The organism is Williamwhitmania taraxaci (genome assembly GCF_900096565.1).
Taxonomy (GTDB): domain Bacteria; phylum Bacteroidota; class Bacteroidia; order Bacteroidales; family Williamwhitmaniaceae; genus Williamwhitmania; species Williamwhitmania taraxaci.
Window position 1 is genome coordinate 11,687 of the sequence record NZ_FMYP01000031.1, and the last position, 22,891, is coordinate 34,577.

18 protein-coding genes are annotated in these 22,891 nt (G+C 42.6%); 8 read left to right on the top strand and 10 right to left on the bottom strand.

Going from position 1 to position 22,891, the window contains the following annotated elements; translation table 11 throughout:
- The first annotated feature begins 215 nt into the window (after positions 1–215).
- The 6 genes from BLS65_RS09355 (at position 216) to BLS65_RS09380 (ending at position 6,125) form a co-directional block, all read left to right on the top strand.
- Entirely contained in the window at positions 216–1,535 is a 1,320-nt protein-coding gene (locus tag BLS65_RS09355) for an aminotransferase class I/II-fold pyridoxal phosphate-dependent enzyme (RefSeq protein ID WP_092438270.1), read from the top strand.
- Positions 1,536–1,600: 65 nt separating this feature from the next.
- Positions 1,601–1,834 (top strand): 4Fe-4S dicluster domain-containing protein, encoded by a 234-nt coding sequence (locus tag BLS65_RS09360; protein ID WP_092438272.1) that lies wholly within the window; start codon positions 1,601–1,603, stop codon positions 1,832–1,834.
- A gap of 37 nt (positions 1,835–1,871) precedes the next feature.
- Positions 1,872–2,963, top strand: a complete 1,092-nt coding sequence (locus tag BLS65_RS09365) for a 3-methyl-2-oxobutanoate dehydrogenase subunit VorB (RefSeq protein WP_092438274.1) — start codon at positions 1,872–1,874, stop codon at positions 2,961–2,963.
- A gap of 2 nt (positions 2,964–2,965) precedes the next feature.
- The gene (locus tag BLS65_RS09370) at positions 2,966–3,727 is read left to right on the top strand and encodes a thiamine pyrophosphate-dependent enzyme (RefSeq protein ID WP_092438276.1); all 762 of its coding nucleotides are present in this window, start codon (positions 2,966–2,968) and stop codon (positions 3,725–3,727) included.
- 31 nt (positions 3,728–3,758) lie between these two features.
- Complete coding sequence (locus BLS65_RS09375; RefSeq protein ID WP_092438278.1) at positions 3,759–4,310, top strand: 2-oxoacid:acceptor oxidoreductase family protein; 552 nt, start codon at positions 3,759–3,761, stop codon at positions 4,308–4,310.
- A 465-nt stretch (positions 4,311–4,775) separates the two neighbouring features.
- Complete coding sequence (locus BLS65_RS09380; protein ID WP_092438330.1) at positions 4,776–6,125, top strand: sigma-54-dependent transcriptional regulator; 1,350 nt, start codon at positions 4,776–4,778, stop codon at positions 6,123–6,125.
- On the opposite strand, the gene BLS65_RS09385 is transcribed toward BLS65_RS09380, so the two are convergent.
- The 8 genes from BLS65_RS09385 to BLS65_RS09420 form a co-directional block, all read right to left on the bottom strand.
- Positions 6,122–8,650 (bottom strand): ATP-binding protein, encoded by a 2,529-nt coding sequence (locus BLS65_RS09385; RefSeq protein WP_092438280.1) that lies wholly within the window; start codon positions 8,648–8,650, stop codon positions 6,122–6,124. The two genes, BLS65_RS09380 and BLS65_RS09385, sit on opposite strands and share 4 nt — an antisense overlap.
- A gap of 313 nt (positions 8,651–8,963) precedes the next feature.
- Positions 8,964–9,830, bottom strand: a complete 867-nt coding sequence (locus tag BLS65_RS09390) for a Cbp1 family collagen-binding glycoprotein adhesin (RefSeq protein ID WP_092438282.1) — start codon at positions 9,828–9,830, stop codon at positions 8,964–8,966.
- Positions 9,831–10,000: 170 nt separating this feature from the next.
- Positions 10,001–10,285: a tetratricopeptide repeat protein gene (locus BLS65_RS09395; RefSeq protein WP_092438284.1), complete on the bottom strand. Its 285-nt coding sequence runs from the start codon at positions 10,283–10,285 to the stop codon at positions 10,001–10,003.
- Positions 10,282–10,863, bottom strand: coding sequence for a nicotinate (nicotinamide) nucleotide adenylyltransferase (nadD, locus tag BLS65_RS09400; protein ID WP_092438286.1), 582 nt, complete (start codon positions 10,861–10,863; stop codon positions 10,282–10,284). The genes BLS65_RS09395 and nadD overlap by 4 nt, the downstream gene beginning before the upstream one ends.
- 59 nt (positions 10,864–10,922) lie before the next feature.
- Entirely contained in the window at positions 10,923–11,492 is a 570-nt protein-coding gene (gene gmk / locus BLS65_RS09405; protein WP_092438288.1) for a guanylate kinase, read from the bottom strand.
- Between the two features lie 3 nt (positions 11,493–11,495).
- Positions 11,496–12,368: a YicC/YloC family endoribonuclease gene (locus BLS65_RS09410; protein WP_092438290.1), complete on the bottom strand. Its 873-nt coding sequence runs from the start codon at positions 12,366–12,368 to the stop codon at positions 11,496–11,498.
- A gap of 309 nt (positions 12,369–12,677) precedes the next feature.
- A complete protein-coding gene (locus tag BLS65_RS09415; RefSeq protein ID WP_092438292.1) occupies positions 12,678–14,045 on the bottom strand; it encodes an MATE family efflux transporter in 1,368 nt (455 codons plus the stop codon).
- Positions 14,046–14,213: 168 nt separating this feature from the next.
- Complete coding sequence (locus BLS65_RS09420) at positions 14,214–15,590, bottom strand: tryptophanase TnaA (protein ID WP_092438295.1); 1,377 nt, start codon at positions 15,588–15,590, stop codon at positions 14,214–14,216.
- A gap of 474 nt (positions 15,591–16,064) precedes the next feature.
- On the opposite strand from BLS65_RS09420, the gene BLS65_RS09425 reads away from it, so the two are divergent.
- Together BLS65_RS09425 and BLS65_RS09430 are read left to right on the top strand one after the other, a co-directional pair.
- On the top strand, positions 16,065–18,302 hold the full coding sequence (locus BLS65_RS09425; RefSeq protein ID WP_170830063.1) for a tetratricopeptide repeat protein: 2,238 nt from the start codon (positions 16,065–16,067) through the stop codon (positions 18,300–18,302).
- Between the two features lie 6 nt (positions 18,303–18,308).
- Positions 18,309–19,679 carry a sigma-54-dependent transcriptional regulator gene (locus tag BLS65_RS09430; RefSeq protein WP_092438301.1) on the top strand — a complete coding sequence of 457 codons (1,371 nt, stop codon included), beginning with the start codon at positions 18,309–18,311 and terminating at the stop codon, positions 19,677–19,679.
- An 11-nt stretch (positions 19,680–19,690) separates the two neighbouring features.
- Here BLS65_RS09430 and BLS65_RS09435 read toward each other — a convergent pair whose 3' ends face one another.
- Together BLS65_RS09435 and pheT are read right to left on the bottom strand one after the other, a co-directional pair.
- Complete coding sequence (locus BLS65_RS09435; RefSeq protein WP_092438303.1) at positions 19,691–20,194, bottom strand: O-acetyl-ADP-ribose deacetylase; 504 nt, start codon at positions 20,192–20,194, stop codon at positions 19,691–19,693.
- 134 nt (positions 20,195–20,328) lie between these two features.
- The gene (gene pheT, locus BLS65_RS09440) at positions 20,329–22,779 is read right to left on the bottom strand and encodes a phenylalanine--tRNA ligase subunit beta (protein ID WP_092438305.1); all 2,451 of its coding nucleotides are present in this window, start codon (positions 22,777–22,779) and stop codon (positions 20,329–20,331) included.
- Positions 22,780–22,891 lie beyond the last annotated feature (112 nt).

Consider the following 22,891-nt stretch of genomic DNA (forward strand, 5'->3'; position numbering starts at 1 on the left):
GCTTAGTCTTTATGTTCCCGAAAATGCGACGATTTACGATTGTTGTTTTTTTAGTGAAGTTCAGGAATCTGCAATTTCTGATAAGAATTGGGTTGTTAGGTGTCAAAAAGCAATCAAAAGAGGTGGATTGGTTATAAATTGTTATAAAACAGGTGAAAAAAAGTTTAAATTATCTAAATAATGAGTAAAATTGTGCTTGAAAAAAAGCGCAAATTATGCAGGCTACCCCAATAAAAAGCGAAATCGTATTCGAGAAGATCAAGGCATCAGGGCTTCCTAATGTCGGAAAGGCATCTATTCGAGAGTTAGTACGGCTAGTGAATGAGATTGAAATAGCTAGCGGGGAGAAGTTTATCCGCATGGAGATGGGCGTTCCAGGGTTAGAGCCAGCAAAGGTGGGTGTAGAGGCTGAGATTGTAGCCCTGCGCAGCGGCGTTGCCTCAAAATACCCAATGATTGATGGTATTCCGGCACTCAAAACTGAAATATCCCTGTTTGTAAAGAACTTTATTAATGTGGATGTGGATGAGAAGTATTGCATCCCCACGGTAGGTTCCATGCAAGGTGGAATGGCCTCCTTTTTGGTAGGTAATCGCTGTCAAGTCGGCAAGGATAAAACGCTATTTGTCGACCCTGGTTTTCCTGTTCAAAAGCAGCAACTTAGGGTGCTTGGAATGGGATACGAAACCTTTGATGTATACAATTATAGAGGAGCAAAACTCAAGGCGAAATTAGAGAGTTACCTGAGCAAGGGCGATATTGCTACCATTATCTATTCCAACCCCAATAATCCATCCTGGATTTGCTTCACAGAGGAAGAACTTCAAGTAATTGGAGAATTGGCCACCAAGTATAATGTAATTGTAATAGAAGACTTGGCTTATTTTGCCATGGATTTTCGTAAAGATCTTTCAAAACCGGGCGAAGCACCCTACCAGGCTACCGTGGCCAACTATACTGATAACTATATCCTTCTGATATCTAGTTCTAAAGCATTTAGTTATGCAGGACAGCGAATTGGTATGTTGGTTATTTCTAATGCATTGGCAAAAAAACAGTTTCCTGATTTAAAACGCTTTTTCTCTTCCGATATTTTTGGATACGCCATGGTGTATGGTGCCGTTTATTCGTTGTCGTCAGGAACGAGCCATTCCGCGCAATACGGGTTGGCTGCAATTCTTAAAGCAGTAAATTGTGGAGAGTTCAACTTTGTAGAAAGCGTAAGGGTGTATGGTGAGCGGGCCAAACTGATGAAAGCAATTTTTCTTAAAAACGGATTTCGTCTGGTTTACGACATGGATGAGGATCAACCGTTGGCCGATGGGTTTTATTTTACCATTAGCTATCCTGGCTTTTCGGGTGAGAAGCTTATTGAAGAGCTGCTTTACTATGGTGTGAGCGCAATATCACTTTCGATTACCGGTAGTGAGCGAATTGAAGGATTACGAGCCTGTGTTTCGCAAGTTCAGGATGGGCAAATTCCGGTGCTGGAGCAACGTCTCGCTACATTTCATAAAAATCATCCTGTTGTTTAAGGATCATTATAATTGAGAATTATACGTAAATTAACCACAATTTTAAACGATAAATCCTTCGAAACATGGCAAAAGTAAGAGGAGCAATTGTAGTGGACACTGAGAAATGCAAAGGCTGTGGCCTTTGTGTTGTTGCTTGTCCCACAAAAGTGATTAGTCTAGCAAAGGAAGTAAACTCAAAGGGTTACAACTATGCATATATGGCTAACCCTGAAAGTTGCGTAGGTTGTACCAGCTGCGGTTTGGTATGTCCCGATAGCGCAATTACGGTTTATAAGGTAAAAGCTGTAGAAGCTTAGCAAAACGAAATTAATAACTTTAAAAAACATTGGTGTAATGGGAGATTTAAGGTTAATGAAGGGGAATGAGGTAATCGCTGAGGCAGCCATCCGCTGCGGATGCGACGGCTATTTTGGCTACCCAATCACCCCTCAATCCGAGGTTATGGAAACCCTCATGATACGCCGTCCATGGGAAGAGACCGGCATGGTTGTTCTTCAGGCAGAGAGTGAGACTTCATCCATCAACATGCTATACGGCGGTGCCGCTTGTGGAAAAAAGGTATTTACCTCTTCTTCGAGCCCCGGAATCAGTCTTATGTGCGAAGGGCTTACTTACCTTGCTGGTGCTGAACTGCCTTGCCTTGTTGTAAACGTAGTGCGTGGCGGCCCAGGTCTTGGAACGATTCAGCCTGCTCAAAGTGACTACTTTCAGGCTGTAAAAGGCGGTGGTCATGGCGATTACAAGTTAATTGTTTTAGCCCCTGCATCGGTTCAGGAGATGAACGACTTTGTAGATCTTGGTTTCGAACTAGCATTCAAATACCGCAATCCCGCAATGATCCTTACCGATGGGGTAATTGGTCAGATGATGGAAAAGGTTGAACTAAGCGATTTTAAGCCACGCTGGACTGAAGCCGAAATTGATAAGTTACATGGCAGTTGGGCTACTACAGGAAAGAAGGCAAACCGTGACCGCCACATAATAACTTCACTTGAACTAGACTCAAGTCGCCAAGAAGTATTCAACCATAAGTTGCAGGCTAAATATCGCACTATCGAAGAGAACGAAGTTCGCTTCGAAAAAATCATGTGTGACGATGCTGATTACCTGTTCGTTGCTTACGGTTCATCGGCTCGTATCTGCTCCAAAGCAGTAGAAATTGCGCGCGAGGAAGGCATTAAAGTTGGTTTGTTGCGTCCAATTACTCTTTTCCCATACCCAACCAAAGCAATTCAAGCGATGTGTGGTCAACTGAAGGGGGTACTTGCAGTAGAAATGAGCGCCGGCCAAATGGTTGAGGACGTTAGACTTGCTGTAAACGGTAAGGTTCCTGTTGAGCATTATGGCCGTCTTGGTGGTATGATTCCAAACCCCAATGAGGTAGTTGATGCACTGAAGAAACAAATTATCAACGGAGGAAAGTAGCCATGGATATAAAGGATATTATTAAGCCAGAGAATCTGGCTTACAGTAAAACCAAGATTTTAACTGATAATGTAATGCACTACTGTCCTGGATGTACCCATGGCGTGGTTCATAAGATTATTGCTGAGGTAATTGACGAAATGGGAATTCAGGATAAAACCATTGGCGTTTCGCCAGTAGGATGCTCTGTATTTGCATACAACTATCTCGATATCGATTGGCAGCAAGCAGCTCACGGACGTGCACCTGCTGTTGCAACAGCAACCAAGCGGTTATACCCCGAAAAGAATGTATTCACCTACCAAGGCGATGGCGATTTAGCTTCCATTGGAACTGCGGAAATTATGCATGCTTGCAACCGTGGTGAAAACATTACCGTAGTGTTCATTAACAACGCTATTTACGGTATGACAGGTGGTCAAATGGCTCCAACTACCTTAATCGGTATGAAAACGGCTACGACTCCTTATGGTCGTACTGTTGAGTTGAATGGTCACCCGCTAAAAATCACTGAGCTTATTGCACAGCTTCCCGGTACCTGTTATGTAACGCGTCAGTCGGCACATACTCCCGGAAGTGTACGCAAAACCAAGAAGGCTATTCAAAAGGCTTTTGAAAACTCAGCCAATAAGAAGGGCACCTCTTTTATTGAGGTGGTTGGTACCTGCAGTTCCGGTTGGAAACTTTCGCCGGTTAAATCGAACGAGTGGATGGTGGCAAATATGTTCCCCGCATACCCACTGGGCGATATGAAGGATGAATAGCCTTTTGTTAACTCTTTAAACATTGCAAAAAATGAAAGAAGAAATAATTATTGCAGGGTTTGGTGGTCAGGGCGTTCTTTCGATGGGAAAGATTTTGGCCTACTCCGGGGTAATGCAAAACCAAGAGGTTACCTGGATGCCGTCATATGGTCCCGAAATGCGCGGTGGTACTGCCAATGTGATTGTGATTTTGAGCGATAAGCGAATCAGTTCTCCTATTGTACAGGAGTTCGATACTGCCATTATCCTTAATCAACAGTCGCTCGATAAGTTTGAGAAACACGTAAAACCAGGTGGGGTTCTTCTTTACGATCCCAACGGCATAACCCGTCACCCTCAGCGTAAGGATATCAATATCTACAAGGTAGAGGCTGCTGAAGAGGCTGCCCGTATCAACAGCGCACAATCCTTCAATATGATTGTGTTTGGTGCATATCTAAAGATTAAACCGGTAGTTTTGATTGAGAACGTGGTTAAGGGATTAAAGAAATCGCTTCCCGAACGTCACCATAACCTCATTCCTCAAAATGAGGAAGCCATTAAAAGGGGTATGGCCATTATTCAAAGCGTTCATACGGTATAGTTTTACCAGTTTATTATACAGGAGCCGTCCATTAATTTGGGCGGCTCTTTTTTTCTACAAAACGGGGTGACAAGTTGTGGTGTTTTTTCCCCAATTAAGGGTTTAGTAAGGTGGAAAATTCTGTAATGCATGGTTGTATTGATAGTTATGCATGCAATTCACTTTTTGGCATGATTTTTATAATAAAAGAAGGTATATATCTGTAAAAGATAATGCTTACATGGTTTTTATTGGTTAAACCTAGAATTGATGCCAGTCTTGCACTACTCGGTTTCAAAAGCATTTAATCGATCTTTTTTGGATATTCCCTACTAGCTCTACTTCATTATACCCGGACTGCTGCACTGCTGCACTCCGGGTTTACTTTTTTGTTCTATCTTTACCATTCAGATGGTTCGTCCAAGGTCTGTGAGAACGCCTTCGTTTTCAACAAAACACTTTGGTTAAAGAGTCGGGTAGATGCATATGATTAGAGCGCTAGTTGTCGATGATGATGTTACATTTTGTTTAATGCTTAAAACCTTTTTGATGAAAAAGGGATTTGAGGTTGAAACTGCTTTTTCATATAGCGAGGGAGTTCGTCAGCTTGCCAAGTTTAATCCTGAGGTTATTCTAACCGATTTGCGGCTTCCCGACAAGGATGGAATTGATTTGCTGGAGAAGGTTATGCGTGAAAAACCGCAAATTCCAGTAATTCTTATGACTGGTTATGCTGATATACGAACTGCAGTTCAGGCGATGAAGCTGGGCGCATTCGATTATGTGGCTAAGCCTATAAGCCCCGATGAAATTCTTGCGACTATAGGCGCAGCTTTAACCGCTGGCGGTAAAAGTGGGAGCAGGGCTGTTCGAACGATTGGAGTAGGGGAAAAGGTTTCCTATATTGAGGGAAAGAGTCCTCTTGCCCTAAAAACTCTCGAGTTTGTTAAGCTGGTTGCACCTACCTCCATGTCGGTGCTTATTCTGGGCGAAAGTGGCACAGGGAAGGAGTTCGTCGCCAGAAGAATTCACAACCTTAGCAGTCGCGGGAATAAACCCTTTATAGCCATAGATTGTGGCGCGCTACCCAAAGACCTAGCGGCCAGCGAACTGTTTGGGCATGTGAAAGGCTCGTTTACTGGTGCTATTACTGATAAGCAGGGACAGTTTGAGGCTGCCAATGGCGGAACGCTCTTTCTTGATGAAGTGGGTAATCTCAGCTATGATGTTCAAATGCAACTCTTAAGAGTGATTCAGGAGCGAAAGGTAAGGCGGGTGGGAGCTAACGCCGAGGTGCCTGTCGATATCCGTATTCTCTCGGCCACCAATGAGGACCTAAAGCAGGCGGTAGCCAATGGTGATTTCAGGGAGGATCTTTACCACCGTTTAAATGAATTTTCCATAGTTGTGCACTCGTTGCGTGAGCGAAAATCGGATTTGGTTCTCTTTGTATCCCACTTTTTATCGGTGGCTAATGCTGAGTTGAATAGGCAGGTGGCAGGATTTTCGGAAGAGGTTATGTCCGTATTTATGGATTACTATTGGCCGGGAAACTTGCGGGAACTTAAGAACGTTGTTAAGCGCACGGTTCTGCTTACCCATGGCGATATGGTAGAAATAGGGACACTTCCCAATGAGATGATTGCCGATAGCCAGTGTATCTCACTAGGAGACTCAAATAGCCCATTAAAAGGAGCTGCAGCCAAGAGTGAGCAGGAGCTAATTTTGCAGACACTCGAAAGGGCTAAGTATAATAAAACCAAAACGGCTCAACTGCTGAATATCGACAGGAAGACTCTCTACAATAAGATGCGGCAGTATAATATTGATCTTTAGCCAAGTTCTTTTTCAATTGCTCCAATTGCATTATTGATTAGCACCCTGAATTCCTCTGCTTGCTTTTGAAAATACGCTAAATCCTTAGTGCTTTCTTTTCGGAACAATTCTATTTTGCTCAAAAGCGTAACTCCTTGCACCATACCTAAGTGATGGAAGTGAGGTATTAACTTGTGGGCCAATTCGGCAAGTTGTTTCTGCTCGTTTTTTTCGGCATTGGATGGGATTTGTTCCAGTGCCTGAGTAAGGTTTTCTATTAACGATTGAAGAATCGCTTTATAGGCTTGTTCGTCATCGCCGGTGAATTGTTTAATTCCGAGGAAGGAATAATTCGCCCCGTTTTCCTTTATGGATATGCTTGGAACAAATTGGGTTGTTTTTCCAAGCAATGGTGCCAATTTATCTATCAGGTCTTGTTCGTGAAATGGTTTAGTGAGCACGGCGTCGAATCCGGCTGTAAGAAATTGTTGAATATCGGCGCTGGCACTAGTAGCCGAGGTGCAGAGGGCGTGAATTCCTTTGTAAGTTTCGTCTTTTCGGATTTCGGCTATCAATTCCGGACCGCTCATCTCGGGCATGTTTATATCCGAAATTAGAAGGGAAACTGATTCGTGTTGCTTCAAAGTTGTTAGCGCTTCCTTTCCGTTAACGGCAGTAATCACCTTAGCTCCATATTTCTCTAGAATACTTTTTGTTAGCAATAGGGTGAGAGAATCATCATCCACCAGTAGAATGGTGACATCGTGGTAGGATGGGGGCGCTATTTCTGTTTTTAGCATTTGAGGTTGAACCTCCTCGGTGTTGGGTTCGAAGGGGAGAGATACATAAAACTCCGATCCTTTAGTTGGAATACTATTCACGCCTAAACTGCCACCCTGCATTTCAACCAAGCGTTTACATATTGCTAAGCCTAAACCTGTTCCTCCAAACCTTCGAGTTACTCCCAGATCGGATTGTGTAAACTCTTTGAATATGGCTTCTTGCATCTCTTTTGGGATTCCAATTCCGGTGTCGCTCACAAAAATGGTTAACTTAATTTTTTTCGATCCAACTTGTTCTGTCGTGGCCTTAAGGGTTACCTTTCCGTGCTCGGTGAATTTAATGGCATTGCCCAGCAGATTTATTACAATTTGCCGAAGGCGAAGTGGATCGCCACTTAACCGCATATTCTCTGGAAAATTTAGGTCACAATGCATTGTTAGCCCTTTTTCGATTCCCTTCTGGTGTATAAGGTTCCATGCATCTGTAACTGCTTGCTGAGGATAAAACGGAACCGTTTCCAAATGCAGCATGCCCGCTTCAATCTTCGAGAAGTCCAAGATGTCGTTCACTAACCCTAAAAGGTGTTCCGACGATTGCGTAATAATTGCTTGATAGTTGATCTGCTGTGGGTCCAGGTTTGTTTTTCCAAGTTGTTCGGCAAAACCAATTATGGAGGTAATTGGTGTCCTTATTTCATGGCTCATGGTCGCCAAGAATTGTTCTTTTACGCGCAAATGTTCTTCTGCCACCAACCGTGCTGTTTCTAACTCCTTTTTGTAGTATTCACTTCGGGTAAGATCCCTCCATATAAAAAGGGAGAATAGAAGTATGGTGAGTAATGCAACCACTCCCAATGCTATGGAGAATAAGTAAAGACGATCTTGTATATCCGTGCTTTGTTGCGCTCGTTCGTCCGATAGTTTTAGCTGGTCATGCTCGATTAGGAATAGTAATCTACGGATTTCATTGGCAATCTGCTGGTCGGTTTTTTGAAGATGTTTCTCCTGTTCCGATATTTCTTGAGATATGGTTAACTCTTTCTGTCGATAATCAATTAACTGGTTCTTTAGTAAAAGAGCAGTTGTGTCGCTAACTATGGAGTAAATTATCGAGGTATCTTTTTTTGTTTCATAATAGACTAGGAGCGGTGGCACTTGAATTTCAATTGGTTTAGTGCCGGTTATTGAGTTCCACATCCGTTTTAAAAGGTTATCCTTTTTTGGTGCTTCTGGCATACGGACTGGAATTCGTTCGATGGTGTGAACTTGAAGAATTGTGCGGGAGGTTTGTATTGTATCCGAGAGTTGCTCGGCCATATTTAGGATGGTATCGCGGGTAGTAGTGTCTACAACCAGTTGCCTCTTTAATCCAAAGAGTTTTTCGTGGATTACCTGTTTTTTCCCGATAAGCGTGTCTACTCGTTTTATGCGGGCTCGCTGCTGTTTATTACCGTCATTGCCCTCCTTCAATGTTTCTATTTCGCGCTTGAGGAGTTCGAAATTTTGGAGATAGTTGTCCAGCAGTTCAAAATTCCTGGAGGTATAGTAAGCCCTTGCTAACCTGTCCATTTCCAAGAGTCGCGAAAGCATTCCGTTCACCAGATTTGCCTTTGCACCGGCAACTTCTGCGGCTTGCCTCAGCGGTTTTGTTTTTTCGGATTGCGAAAGCAGGAGAAAAATGGCTGCTCCAATTATAATGAATAGGACAAGGAACCCTGCTGCAACCTTAGCGGTTATACTCCTTGTTTCTCTTTTATGTACCATATCGCGATTATATTGTTCCGAAGATAGTTATTCTACGGATTAGTTCAATTTCCGGGGTTTAATCGCGCTAGTAGAATCAATGTTATTCGCTAGTTGAACCGTAAAAATTTCTAAACATTAGTGGTGTTTTCATTGATATAGGTTCATTTTTTCAGCATGACAATTTTGAAAAGGAGTTTTAATATGATTGTATGAATCATTTTAGGCCTTTTTTTGGTTTATCGGAGTTAGTGGGAAGTATTAAATAAAAAAAAGGAGCCACCCTTGGGTAACTCCTTTCTAACACGCTAATGTTAACCTATTTTTATTTAACCTATTCTTTTATGAGTATTACTAAGTATTTCGATTTCTCCCAGAACTTAGTGGAGTTTGTAATAATAAATTCCTCTACTTTCTTCTCACTTCCAACGATTTCGTAAGAGTCGGATGGGTGTGTGCTGATCAGTGAGATCTCCTTTGCCTTTAGTGGGATTGAATTAAGGGTGCGGATATCTACCTGTTTGAAGTTATCTGGTTGTACGTTTCCAACAACCTTAAGCGATTTTCCTAAGCCAAGGAAGCCTCCTTCTTTTTCTATTACTTTTTTAGCAATGAGGTCTTTCTCTGTTCCAATAATGAAATAGGCTGTGTTTAGTTGGACTGTTTTGGAGCTGATATCTGTAGCCATTCTTTCATTATCCATTTTAATGGTGGATAGTGTGTCGTTTAAGGCTTGAACGGAGAAGTTTAACTTTGCCAAGTCTTCCTTCATTACAGAGATAGTCGAATCCTTTTGCGACATCTGTAGGTTCATCTTCTCAAGCATCTTTTGCAATTCAACAATTTGAATATTCGATGTCTTGACTGCTTTCTTAAGCCTTGCGATAGTCCGCTTGTTCTGATTCATTAAGTCGTTAATCACCTTAATATCCTCATTTACGCGTGCTCTAGCGTCTTTGCTTAACTCGCCACCCTTAGCTGTTTCCTTTGAAATAACTGCTTCTCTCCCCTTTATCTCCGCCAAGTTGGCTTCAATTTGGTTCAGTGATTCAAAGTAGGTATTTATGGTGGAATCTTTGGTGGTGGTCTCGTTCAGTAGCGCTGTTTTCTCAGCTTCGAGTTGAGCAATTTGTTCTTTTTCTTTTTGGTTGCATGATGCAAGGGCAGCAATTAAAGCCAGGCCTAAAAATAAATGTTTCATAATGTTTTAAGTATAAGTTCAGATCTATATATACAAGTTACAAACCACTTTTTAATATAAAGGTAAGTGTTTGGAAAACATTGATATGCGAAATTTTCTTTTTTGAGGCTTGGGAAAAAAAATCCACAACTTGGGGCGTAGTTGTGGATGAAGTAAATAGTTGAGAATCACTAAGGGTTGATAAGGTCTGTATTTCGGTATGCCAAAATCTCGTTGAGCATTTCAATTCCCGATTCGGCTGCTTTGTTCCCAGGATTTGCTTCAAGAGCAGCATTGTAATAGTTGATTGCTTTTGCAAAGTGCCCTTCTCTACGGGCTATATTCCCCATCAGGTATAGCGCCTGATCATCCTTGTTGTTCTCGCTAAGTAGCTGTTCTAAGCATATCTTTGCCTCAGAAAGATGAAAGCCGTCTATTAATACCTTTGCTACGGAAATTGATGGTTTCTGGTTCATTGATTGTATAGTTTGTTTGTCTGGATGTATTCATAAACACCTTTAGGCATAAACATCCGAATGTCGTGATGGTTTAAAAGCCATTGCCTAATTACAGATGATGAAATATCAATTGCCGGTGCCTTAACTATTTGAAATGGGAATGTAAATGTTCTTTTTTCCTGTTCATTGGTATTTCTGGGGTAAACCAACAGATCTGCCAGCGCAGGGATGTCTTGAAAGTTTCTCCACTTATGGAAGTCATTCAAACTATCCTCACCCATTATGAGTTTGAACCGAATTTCTGGGTAGATATTGTTTAGATGTAGGAGCGTTTGGTAGGTGTAGGAAGGTGTTGGCAGGGTAAGCTCCTCCGTGCAAATCTTGAAACTTGGGTGAGAATTCTCAACGGCCAAACGTACCATGGCAACTCTATGTTCAACCTTTGCCAGCCCAGTTTGTTCTTTAAGCGGATTTTGGGGGCTTGGGACAAACCATACTTCCGACAGATCCGCAAATTCAGCAAAGTAGTTTCCTATTGCAATATGGCCAATATGAATTGGATTGAATGAGCCAAAGTAAAGTCCTACTGTTTTCATACCACCGTATTTTATTTGGAGGTTGAGGTTAGTTGTTGGTTCTCTTTCCCTAAATGAAGTTATCCCTTTTGAAGAAAGGTTTCCACTAATCCTTTTGCCTTGTCAACAGCATGATGCAGTTCATCATTTATAACAATTTGGTCGAATTGCGGTGCGTGACTAATTTCATCCTCAGCCTTAGCAATCCTCATCTTGAGCGTTTCATCGCTCTCGGTTGACCTTAAGGCCAGCCTTTTCTCCAACTCTTCAATTGAAGGGGGCATGACGAAAATGGCTAGTGCTTTTTCACCAAAGATGGATTTAAGCTTTAGTCCACCTTTTACATCCACGTCGAAGACAACGTGGTGCCCGGCATCCCAAATGCGTTCAACCTCCGATTTAAGTGTGCCATAGTAACTACCTGGATAGACCTCCTCCCACTCAACAAATTCGTTTTGCTTAATTTTTGCACGAAAAGTATCGGGTGATAGAAAGAAGTAATCTACTCCATCGGACTCACCGCTGCGCACGGATCTGCTGCAAGCTGATATGGAGAATTTTAAGGTTGGAAATAGTTCCAACATTTTTTTTACAATGGTAGTTTTGCCGGCACCCGAAGGGGCGGAGAAGATAACTAGTTTACCGTCCATGTATTATAATATGTTGAGAACTTGCTCTTTGATTTTTTCTAACTCGTCCTTCATCTCCACAACTAACTTTTGGATGGCAGCATGATTTGCCTTCGATCCCAATGTGTTTATTTCCCGGCCCATTTCTTGCCCAATAAACCCAAGTTTTCGGCCCACGTTGTCCTCATCGTTCATTGTGCTAATGAAGTATTTGAGGTGGTTACGCAGTCTTACCTTTTCTTCATTTACATCCAGTTTCTCGATATAGAAAATAAGTTCTTGCTGGAAGCGGTCGGGATCGGGTTGTGATTGTAGTTCCGAAAAAGCATCTTTTAGTCGATTTCGAACGGTTTCGATGCGCTCTTTTTCGTAAGGTTCAATTGCCTCGAGTTTTTGCGCAATGGCTTCAACTCGTGCCGTAAGATCTTTTTTTAAGGCTTCACCCTCTTGAATCCTAAAGGCATTGAACTGATTAATTGCCTCCAAAACAGCCTCGTATACAACTTTCCACTCGGGGTCAATAAGTTCTAGTTTCTCAGCCTTAAGAACATCGGGAAGTTTAAGTATTGTTTGGAATATTGGCTCATTCTTAATTTTAATTCCATTCTCTTTGGCCAAATTAATCATTTGCCTGTGGTAGGCAGCAAAGATTTCTCTGTTTATAATTGGTTCTCTGTCATCGTGCGAGTAATCCATATAAATGGAAAAGTCAACTTTCCCGCGACCAATTTCCTTGGTTGCTAAGGAGCGCAACTCGAACTCTTTTTCACGGTAAACACCGGAAATTTTCAAATTCAGGTCTAGCTGCTTGCTGTTGAGTGATTTGATTTCTACAGTGACTTTTTTTCCGGAAAATTCAGCGTCTTTTTTCCCAAAGCCTGTCATCGATTTTATCATGCTTCCATGTTTTAAACACCAAAGGTAACACATAATTCAAAATTTATGGACAAAACCTTGATGGAACGGCACGGATAGAGAGCCAAAAACCAATTTCTTTTTAGGTGCTATTGTTATGTGATGTCGAATATGCCGTTTAATGATCAGTAAATCAGTAGAAAATATCACCTTTCGGGGAGTTGTCCTAATCCCCACCTACTTTTTGTCTCTTAAAAAGCACGCCAGTCAGTCTTAAAAGTAAGATTTCAATATGTTTTTGAATGCGAAATCCCTGACCTAAGACCGCTCTTTAGGTGCGACATGAATTGGTTACAATGTATTGTCGGATTGTATAGTCGAATCCTTTGTGCCTATTACACCCTTCTTTTTCCATCGTCCCGTGCGGTAGTAAATAATTGATCCCACCAGGCCAATTCCCCACCCTATTGGGATGGCCCACCAGATTCCTTTTTCTCCGAAAATGTTCGAGAGGAACATGGCTGCTGGAATGCGGAAAAGCCAAAGTGCAAATATGCTTATAATCATAGGTGCAATGCTCGCTCCAGCTCCTCTTAATACGCCATGAAACACAAACATTGTAGAGAAGAGAATATAAAAAGTGCTTACAATAATCAGGTATTCGCGTCCAATGGCTATAACTGCTTCATCGGTGGTGAAGAGCTGCATGAGTTGGGTGCTAAAGACAATTATTAACGCTGTTAAAATTACGCATACAACGGAGGACATCAGCAATGTAGAGGTTAATCCCTTCTTGATTCGGTCGAGTTTTCCAGCACCCATATTCTGACCCACAAAGCCCGATAGTGCAGCTGAGAAGTTCATTGCGGGTAGTGCGGCGAGGGAGTCGATTCGTCCGGCGGCAGAGTAGGCCGCAATAACGTTCGTTCCAAAAGTGTTTACTATCGTGTTTAGGGCAACAATTCCAGCCGCAATAAAGGATTGTTGGATGCCAGATGGTAATCCGATTCTTAAAATCTGTTTGAAGATATACCCGCTGAAGTGCATCCTAGTAAACGAATAGTTAAGCAGGTTGTGGTTCTTATTGAGGTAGAATATAGCAGTAGCAAATGCCCCTCCTTGAGCGAACAGGGTAGCTATAGCAGCTCCTGCAATGCCCCATTTAAATACTACTACAAAAAGCAGGTCGAAGACTATGTTGAATATGGTTGCTATTGCTAAGAAGTAGAGTGGTGTCTTTGAATCGCCAAGTCCCCTAAGGATGGATGCCGCACCGTTGAACCCAAAAAAAACTACCATTCCTCCAAGGTAGATGCTCAGGTATGTTTGAGCTTGTGGAATTAGTTCTGGTGGAAGTTGAATTAGTTGAAGTAGGTTTCGGCTAAAGAAAAACCCAACTAGGCCAACAATTATTCCGGTTACCATCAGAAATATATTGATTGTATCCGATGCCTTTTTTACACTTGCGTAGTCCTTGGCACCAAAGTATTGGGATATCACGATGCTAGCCCCACTTCCAATACCAATTACAAGCGCAATTACTGCATAAATTATGGGAAACGATGCCCCCACGGCAGCTAATGCCTCTTTTCCCAAGAACTTTCCTACGATTATTGCATCTACAATATTATAAGCTTGTTGAAAAATGTTGCCTATTAGCATTGGAGCCGCAAAACCTAAAATTAGTTTTCCTTCATTGCCGGTGGTTAAATCCTTCATCTAGCCTTCATGTGGTTATTCTTTTTTTTTCTTCAATCACGGGAGTAATTGAAATTCAGAAATAGTATTTTTTTCTCGCAACAAAGGTATAATTCCTCGGGAATAGCTGGTGATAAAACAAAAAAACGGCACCTAAGTGCCGTTTTTTTAACGAAAATTGTGTCTTGATTATTTTGCCCTCTCTAGGTGAATGGTAAAGTGGCGCATAATTGGGGCTTCCCATGTAACGCAGAATCCTTTTTTGATTTGGTCTCTGCGATCAAATACATTTTTAAGGGCTGCTGCTACCACATCCATGTGGTTATTGGTATAAACCCTGCGAGGTATTGCAAGGCGAAGCAACTCAAGTTTTGGATATCGGTTTTCCCTAGTTTCAGGATCGCGGTCGGCAAGGATTGCTCCAATCTCAACGCCTCTAATTCCAGCCTCTAGGTATAGCTCAATACCTAAGGTTTGTGCTCTAAATTCTTCTTTTGGAATATTGGGCAACACTCGGTTGGCATCCACAAAAATTGCATGACCGCCAGAAGGGAACTGGAATGGAACTCCATATTCTTTGAGCTTTTCGCCTAGGTATTCCACCTGCTTAATGCGTGTTTCTAATACAGAGAACTCGGTTCCTTCGTCTAAGCCCACTGCCAATGCATTCATGTCGCGACCCGACATTCCGCCGTAGGTAATAAACCCTTCGAACATGATATTAAACACAGAGCACTCTTGGTGTAACTTCTCGCTACGCATGGCAATAAAGCCACCCATGTTTACAATAGCATCTTTTTTGCTACTCATGGTCATAGCGTCAGCATTGCTAAACATTTCGCGAACGATCTCTTTAATCGTTTTGCTTTCGTAGCCTTTTTCCCTCATTTTAATGAAGTAGGCATTTTCGGCAAAGCGGGCAGAGTCGAAAACTACTGGTTTATTGTATTTATTGGCTATGGCCCTAACCTGACGTATGCACTCCATCGAAACAGGTTGACCTCCAGCTGTATTGTTGGTCACCGTTACAATAATGAAAGGTACTTTGCTGCTGTGTTCGGCCATAAACTTTTCGAGTTTAGCCGGATCAACATTGCCTTTAAATGGGTGGTAAAGTTCGGTATTGGCTGCCTCGTCTATGGTGCAGTCTACAGCGTGAGCCTTTCTAAATTCAATATGCCCCTTGGTGGTATCGAAGTGGGAGTTGCCGGGAATATAATCGCCCTCTTTTACTAATACCGAAAATAGCACGTTTTCAGCTGCACGTCCTTGGTGTGTCGGCAAAAAATAGTCGAAACCAAGAATGTTTTTAATCGCATTCTTCATGTTGAAAAAACTCGATGCACCGGCATAGCTCTCGTCGCCCATCATGATGGCGGCCCATTGTCTGTCGCTCATTGCACCGGTACCGGAATCGGTGAGTAGGTCGATAAACACCTGATCGCTTTTAAGGTTAAAGAGATTATACTTAGCATCTTTGATCCATTGCTCTCTCTCTTGGCGAGTGCTCCTACGGATTGGCTCCACCATTTTTATTTTGTACGATTCGGAAAAAGGAAGTTCCATTTTAGTTTTTTTAAAAGGTAAGTAGTAATGTTGAAAAATGATTACAGAAAGACCTATGGCTGCAACGGATGTGCAGCAAACTAAAATGGAAAACTGTCGCGTCTTTTGACGTTCAGAAAGTTAAACTTCGTTACAAAAAACAGTCTGAAAGATAGTTGAACCGAGTTCATTCTTTTGAAGTATTTTCCCCAATTGGGATAAGACAAAAATATAAAAAGATTTTTGTAATGACAGACTTTTTTTGAGAATTGAGAGGAAGAGAAGTGGTGGGGGCGATTTTTCCTGCCATCTTCAGTAAATTTCTGCTTCTAATCGGGTAATGAAAGATTGCAGAGAAATGATTTGATAATGACATACGATTCACGGTTAGTTTATCTGCTTAATAGTAAAGGTCCATAAAATGATTCTTTTTCTTTGTTGTTCCGACTTTTACCTATGCAAAAAAATGTTAACTTTCCCAGTGATCGAAAGTCTATGAGGAAGTTTGTATTGCTATTATTCCTGATGTCGTTTTTGGTAACGCTAACCTTTGGTAAGTCGACAGTTGAATCGCTGGAGAAGCAACTCGTTAACGCCACTGGTTCTTTGCGTGTCGAAATACTGTTACAGTTGGCAGACTCCACCTTGGCTAAAGACCCTGCCAAAAGTTTGGAGTATGGTTTAAAGGCACTTGTGGCAGCAAAATCGCTGGGTGCTCCAATTTATGAGGCTGCTTCTTTAATTCGGATGGGGGTTTCGAGTTTTAAAACCAAATCCTATGAGAATGGCCTGCGCTACTTCCAGCGCTCCTTGGCCATATACGAGAAACTCGGCAGGTGGAAGGAGTACAGCAGGGTTTATATTGTTTTGGGCGACCTCTATGTAGAAGAACGAAACTTTAACCTTGCCCAATCCGCATACCTGCAGGCCATCGAAATTCTTCAACGGATGGCGGTAGGACAAGAATTAGCGGAGGCTTCCCTTAAGATGGGCAGGTTATTGCTGGAGTATGGTAAGATAAAGGAGGCCAGAAAGTTTGCCATTCAAGCGAATACAATTGCTTTGCGGCTGTATAGGAAGGATCCCAAAGGAATGTCGAATTTGTTAGTCGAAACATCTATTCTATTAGCTTCATCGCAGAAAAGTTTGCACGATTATCCTGGCGCAAAAAAGAGTCTTCAAACTGCCTATGATATTTGTAAAGGTGGGGCAGATGTTCGCTTAGTTGTTACTATTCTTCTGCAGATGAGTAACCTTGCATTTGCAGAACAGAACTACCGTCTAGCCAAAACTTATACCGACTCTGCTCTGGTTTTGGCTGAGAAAGCAAAGATTCCATACGAAACGGCATTGGCTTATTCCAATCTCGGTGACATCTACTTTGTTCAAAAAAACTATGTCAAGGCCCAAGGGTACTATCAGCAAGCGTCTTATTTATATACAAAGACCAACAACTATAAAGATTTAGTCTCGACCTACGTTATTTCTTCACGGATTTTGAGCACAATGGGCAAAACTCAAGAGGCTCTTCGTTTGCTGAACTCCGCACTTTACCTCTCGAAACAGCATAAATTAAATCAAACAGTTGCCGATGTTTACCTCTCTCTTTCTGTTGTTTTTGAGCAGGAGGGAAAGTTTATACAATCGCTCGAATTTCACAAGTTATGGTCCGAGATACGCGATAGTCTTTATAGCGATGAGTCGGGAACTAAGTTGGCTCGGTTTCAAATGCTTTACGAGATTTCGCAGAAGGATCAGGAGAATAAGATATTGAAGCAAAACACGGAAATTCAGCGTCTGCAAATAACTCGGAATCGTTTTCAGTTTCTCTATCTTATTTTTGGTATTACCGTGGTGCTTTTGCTTTTCATGATTCTTTTTGTGCGATACCGGAGTAAAATGAGGGAAGTTAGACGACAAAAGGATAACGAACAGCGTATTAGCGAACTTAACCGAAGTTTGGAGAAGCGCATTGTAGAAGAGTTGCGAAAACAGGAGATGCAGCAGGAGTTACTGGCACAAAAATCAAAATTAGAATCGTTGGGAACCTTGTCTGCCGGTATTGCGCATGAAATAAACCAACCTTTGGGGGGAATATCGATGGGGTTGGATAATATTCAAATTAAATTGTTAGAAGGCCATCTTACCGATGATTACCTCAACCGCAAGATTGAAAGTATGTTTCAGCATGTGGAGCGGATAAAGAAAATCATTGAGCATACCCGCACTTTTTCTCGTTCGCAGCGGCAAGTTCTTTTTGGAAGAGTCGATGTAAATGAGGTCGTAAACAATGCCTTACTTATGATAAATGCTCAACTAATTACTAGTAAGGTTGATCTAGAGGTTGTATTAGGTGATATTCCGGGATATGTACTCGGGGATGGCTATCGTCTCGAACAGGTATTTTTAAATCTGCTTTCAAATGCCAAGCATGCGGTAGAGGAGAAGGAAAAAAAGAATAACACTGGATACGTAAAGCGAATTAAACTTCAAACCGAAACCAATGGTTCAGAAGTAGTTATTGTGGTTTGGGATAACGGTATTGGAGTGCCACATGATAATAAGGACAAGATATTCGATCCTTTTTTCACTACCAAGAAGGAGGATAAGGGAACAGGCTTAGGGTTATCCATAACTTATGGCATAGTAAAAGATATGCTTGGTGAACTACGGGTGGATTCACGCGAGGGTGAGTATACGCGTATGGAAGTAATATTGCCAATTTCAAACTAATTTCAAATGCAAGATCTATCAATTCTAGTGCTAGATGACGAAAAAGCTATTCGGGTGGAAATCGTCGAGTTTCTCACAGAAGAGGGATATAGCCTTTTTGAGGCAGAGCGTCCTTCTCAAGCTTTCTCTATATTAGAGGAGATTAAAGTCGATGTGTTGATCTTGGATTTGCAGCTACCCGAAATGGATGGGTTGTCCGTGCTGCGGCGAGTCAAGGAGGATTATCCCAGCATGGAGGTCATAATGATTACTGGCCATGGCGACATGGATGCAGTTATTCAAGCGATGAGACTTGGGGCGATGGAGTTTTTTACAAAACCGTTCCGATTACTCGACATGAAGGCGGCAATTCAACGCAGCAGACGCTTTGTGGAATTGAATTCGCAGTTGAAGGAGGCAAATCTTGGCTATGCCCTTCTATCTAAGGAATTACAAGAAAACGTGGGACATCAAATCATTGGAACAAGCCTTGCCATGAAGCGGGTAGTCGATTTGATGGAACGTGTAGCCAAGAGCGATACAACTTCCGTTCTGATTACTGGCGAAAGTGGCACAGGGAAAGAACTTGTGGCGCGAGGAATCCACTTTTTAAGCAATCGCAAAAAGAACCTGTTTTGTGCTGTAAACTGCTCTGCTATTCCCGATTCACTCTTCGAAAGCGAGTTCTTTGGGCATAAAAAAGGCGCATTTACCGGAGCAATGGACGAGAAGGAGGGCTGGTTTGAAATCGCAAGTGGTGGCACTCTCTTTCTGGATGAGGTAGTAGAGATGCTACCCTTGATGCAGGCCAAACTGCTCCGTGTTTTAGAGGACAGGAAGGTTCAGCGGATTGGTTCGCATCAGCAGATTGATGTCGATGTGCGCATTATTGCCGCTACCAACAAGAATATCGCCCTAATGACTGAGGAAAATCGATTTCGATCTGATCTCTTTTATAGGCTCAACTCATTCATAATTAACCTTCCGGCGTTACGGGAACGGAGGGAGGATATCCCTATCCTGTTCGATTACTATTTGCGATTTTTCTGCAGCAGGTTCAATAAGAATGTCCCGGAAGTTGATGCTCAGGTATATAAGGCTCTAAGTCAATATTCATTTCCTGGGAATGTAAGAGAATTGAGGAATATGGTAGAGCGCGCCATCATTCTTACCGATGGGAACAAAATTCGGGCGCGTGATTTTATGCTCAATGATGTTAATATAGAGGAAGTTCCTACAGAAATCGATGAGATGTTCGACCTCGAGGAGTTGGAAAAACGTACTATCATTAAGGCATTGGAGAAGACTGGTTTTAAGAAGGTTGAAGCGGCCATCATGCTGAATATTACCAGACAGTCGCTCGATCGTCGTTTGGAGAAGTATAACCTTTTCTACTAAGCAAGCCAGTTCTAACCTAGCAGCTGGTGGTATAAATCGTAGTTTTCGTCGTCGAAGCACACAAAGGTTATTTCGATGGGGAGAAATGGATTGGCTTGCAGAAATTGCTTAACGGTTTTTAGGGCAATTTCGGCCGCTTGAATCTTGGGAAAGCCAAATACTCCTGTGCTAATATTTGGAAAGGCAATGGCTTTAATGTCGAGAGATTTCGCAAGTTCTAGCGATCGATAGTAGCAGCTGGCCAGCAGTTCTGGTTCGTTACTGTTGCCTCCTTGCCATACAGGGCCAACGGTATGGATAATATATTTTGCTACCAATCGATATCCTTTTGTGTATTTGGCATCTCCGGTGTTGCAACCATTCAGTAGGCGGCACTCTTCGAGTAATTCGTTACCCGCTGCCTTATGGATGGCGCCATCCACACCACCCCCACCAAGTAAGGTATTATTGGCAGCATTTACAATTGCATCAACATCCAGACGGGTTATGTCTCCTTTAATTACCTTTATGTTCATGGCTTTGCTGTTTTTTGTTAAAGGTATAACCTTAAGCAGCTAATTTCAAGCGAAAGCGATAAATATTGATGAGGGATAGGTAAAAAGAAGGCCGCCTCAATCTTGAAACGGCCTTGCATGGTATTGGAAATGAGTTATCTCAGTTTTGCTCCAACCTCTTTCTCGTAGGCGGCAATAAGATTGTTCATGATGCCGTCAATTTGAACGTCGGTAAGGGTTTTCGTCTCATCCTGAATGATAAAGCTGAGGGCATACGATTTTTTGCCTTCACCCAAGTGTGGTCCTTCATAAACGTCGAATAGTGAAACTGTCTTAAGTAGCTTTTTCTCGGTTTTATGGGCAATATCCTTCAGCATCTTAAAGGTGATGTCGGAATTGATAAGTAGTGCCAAATCACGTTTTACCTCCGGAAATTTGGGCATTTCTGAGTAGGATACGGTATTGCGGCCAAAGAAGCGAATGGCAACATCCCAGCGAACTTCGGCAAAGTAGACATCCTGCTTGATATCAAACTGTTTTAGCAATTTGGGGTTAACTTTTCCGACTGTAAAGAGAACCTTTTCACCCATAAAATAGGTGAGGCCATCGGAGTATAATTCATCGGATAGTTCTTTTATCGTAACCTTCTCGATATTTACCCCAAACTTATGCAGCACCTTTTCGGCGTACGATTTTAAAACAAAAAAGTTGGTAGGTTCTGCCTTCTGGTTCCAACTGGCCGCAGCCTGATTGCCCGAAAGGAGCATGCCAAGGCGGGTATCCTCGTTAAAGTTGTCGAGAAGGTTGTTGGTATCCCGTTTCGAGTGGGAGTAGCAGTTGCCAAACTCATAGAACTTTAGGTCCGAATTGCGCCGGTTGATATTGAAAATGGCAGTCTCTAGTCCATTAAATAGGAGCGTTTGTCGCAATCCGTTGAGATCGGAACTGAGCGGATTCAGGATTTTAACCGTATTCTCCTCCTTAAACGATTCAATACCCTGGTAGTAAGAGGTTTTTGTAAGAGAGTTCGACATGATTTCGTTGAACCCATTGGCGCTTAAGAATTCGGATGCGAGGTCGGTGATTCGAACCTTATCGGGCTTCTTTTGAATGGTGATGGCGCTCTTTATGGTTTGCGAAATCTCTACGTTGTTGTATCCATAGATGCGAAGCACATCCTCAACAACGTCGGCTTCACGGGTTACGTCTACGCGGTAGGCAGGAACGGAAAGGGTAATGTCGTCGCCTTTTTCCGAAATGATCTCCATCTCAAGTCCATGGAAGATAGCCTTTAGCTGTGCCGAAGGAATCTCTTTACCTATGAATCGGCACATGCGGCTGAGGTTTACCTCTACCTTTTGGTTTTCGACTTTGGTGGGGTAAACGTCTATTATTTCGGATGATATTTGACCACCGGCAATTTCCTTAATGAGCATTGCGGCGCGCTTGATGGCGTAAATGGTAATGTTTGGGTCGGTGCCACGTTCGAAGCGGAACGAAGCGTCGGTGCTTAGACCATGGCGTCGTGCAGCCTTACGTACCCACACAGGGTTAAAGTAAGCACTTTCAATAAAAATGTTTGTGGTTTTGATACTTACTCCTGAATGAATACCTCCAAATACCCCAGCCATACACATGGCATCGGTTTCGTTGCAAATCATTAGGTCGTCGTTATGCAGCTTGCGCTCTTGCTCATCGAGGGTGGTAAAGGCTGTGCCATTCGCCATAGTTTTAACCCGAACGTGGTTTCCCTTTATTTGGTCGGCATCGAAAGCGTGAAGTGGTTGGCCAAGCTCCTGTAAAATAAAGTTGGTAATGTCCACCACGTTATTGATAGGGTTGAGGCCAATGGCGCGTAACTTCTTTTGTAGCCATTCGGGCGAAGGGGCCACGGTAATACCGCTTATCGTAATGCCGGTATATCGGGGGCATGCTTCGCTATTTTCGACGGTAATTTTAATCGGACGGCTGTTATTGTCCACCTTAAAGGCGTCTACTGAAGGTAGTGTTAGGGTTGCCTTCTCTCCGTGGGCAAAAAAGTATGCGGCCAAGTCGCGGGCAACACCAAAGTGCGAAGCGGCATCGATACGATTTGGTGTAAGGCCTATTTCAAATGCATAGTCATCTTCAATCTTGAAATACTCACGGGCAGGTGTCCCCACTGGAGTAGCGGGATCGAGCACCATGATGCCGTCGTGCGAATGTCCAAGTCCCAGCTCATCCTCGGCACAAATCATCCCTTCGGAATCAACGCCACGTAGCTTCGATTTCTTTATCTTGAAATTCTCATCACCGCTGTATAGGGTAGTGCCAATGGTTGCCACAGGAACTTTTTGTCCCTTAGCCACGTTGGATGCGCCACAAACGATTTGGAGTAGTTCGGGACCGCCAACATCCACCTTGGTAACGCTGAGTTTATCGGCATTGGGGTGCTGTTCGCATTCCACAATATACCCAATAACGATGCCTTCAAGGCCACCTTTTACCGATTCTTCCTTCTCGAGCGATTCTACCTCTAACCCAATATCGGTAAGTATTCTGGATATTTCTTCGGGGCCTTGCTCCGTTTTCAGATAATCTTTAAGCCAACTGTAAGATATTCTCATTGTATAACTATTTAATCTTCTTTGTAGTGCTCATTTTCTAGAGCAAGCAAAAGTAGCAAAAATAGCGGATCAGAAATGGTTGGTAGTAATATTTTACCTTGTGGCTATGGCT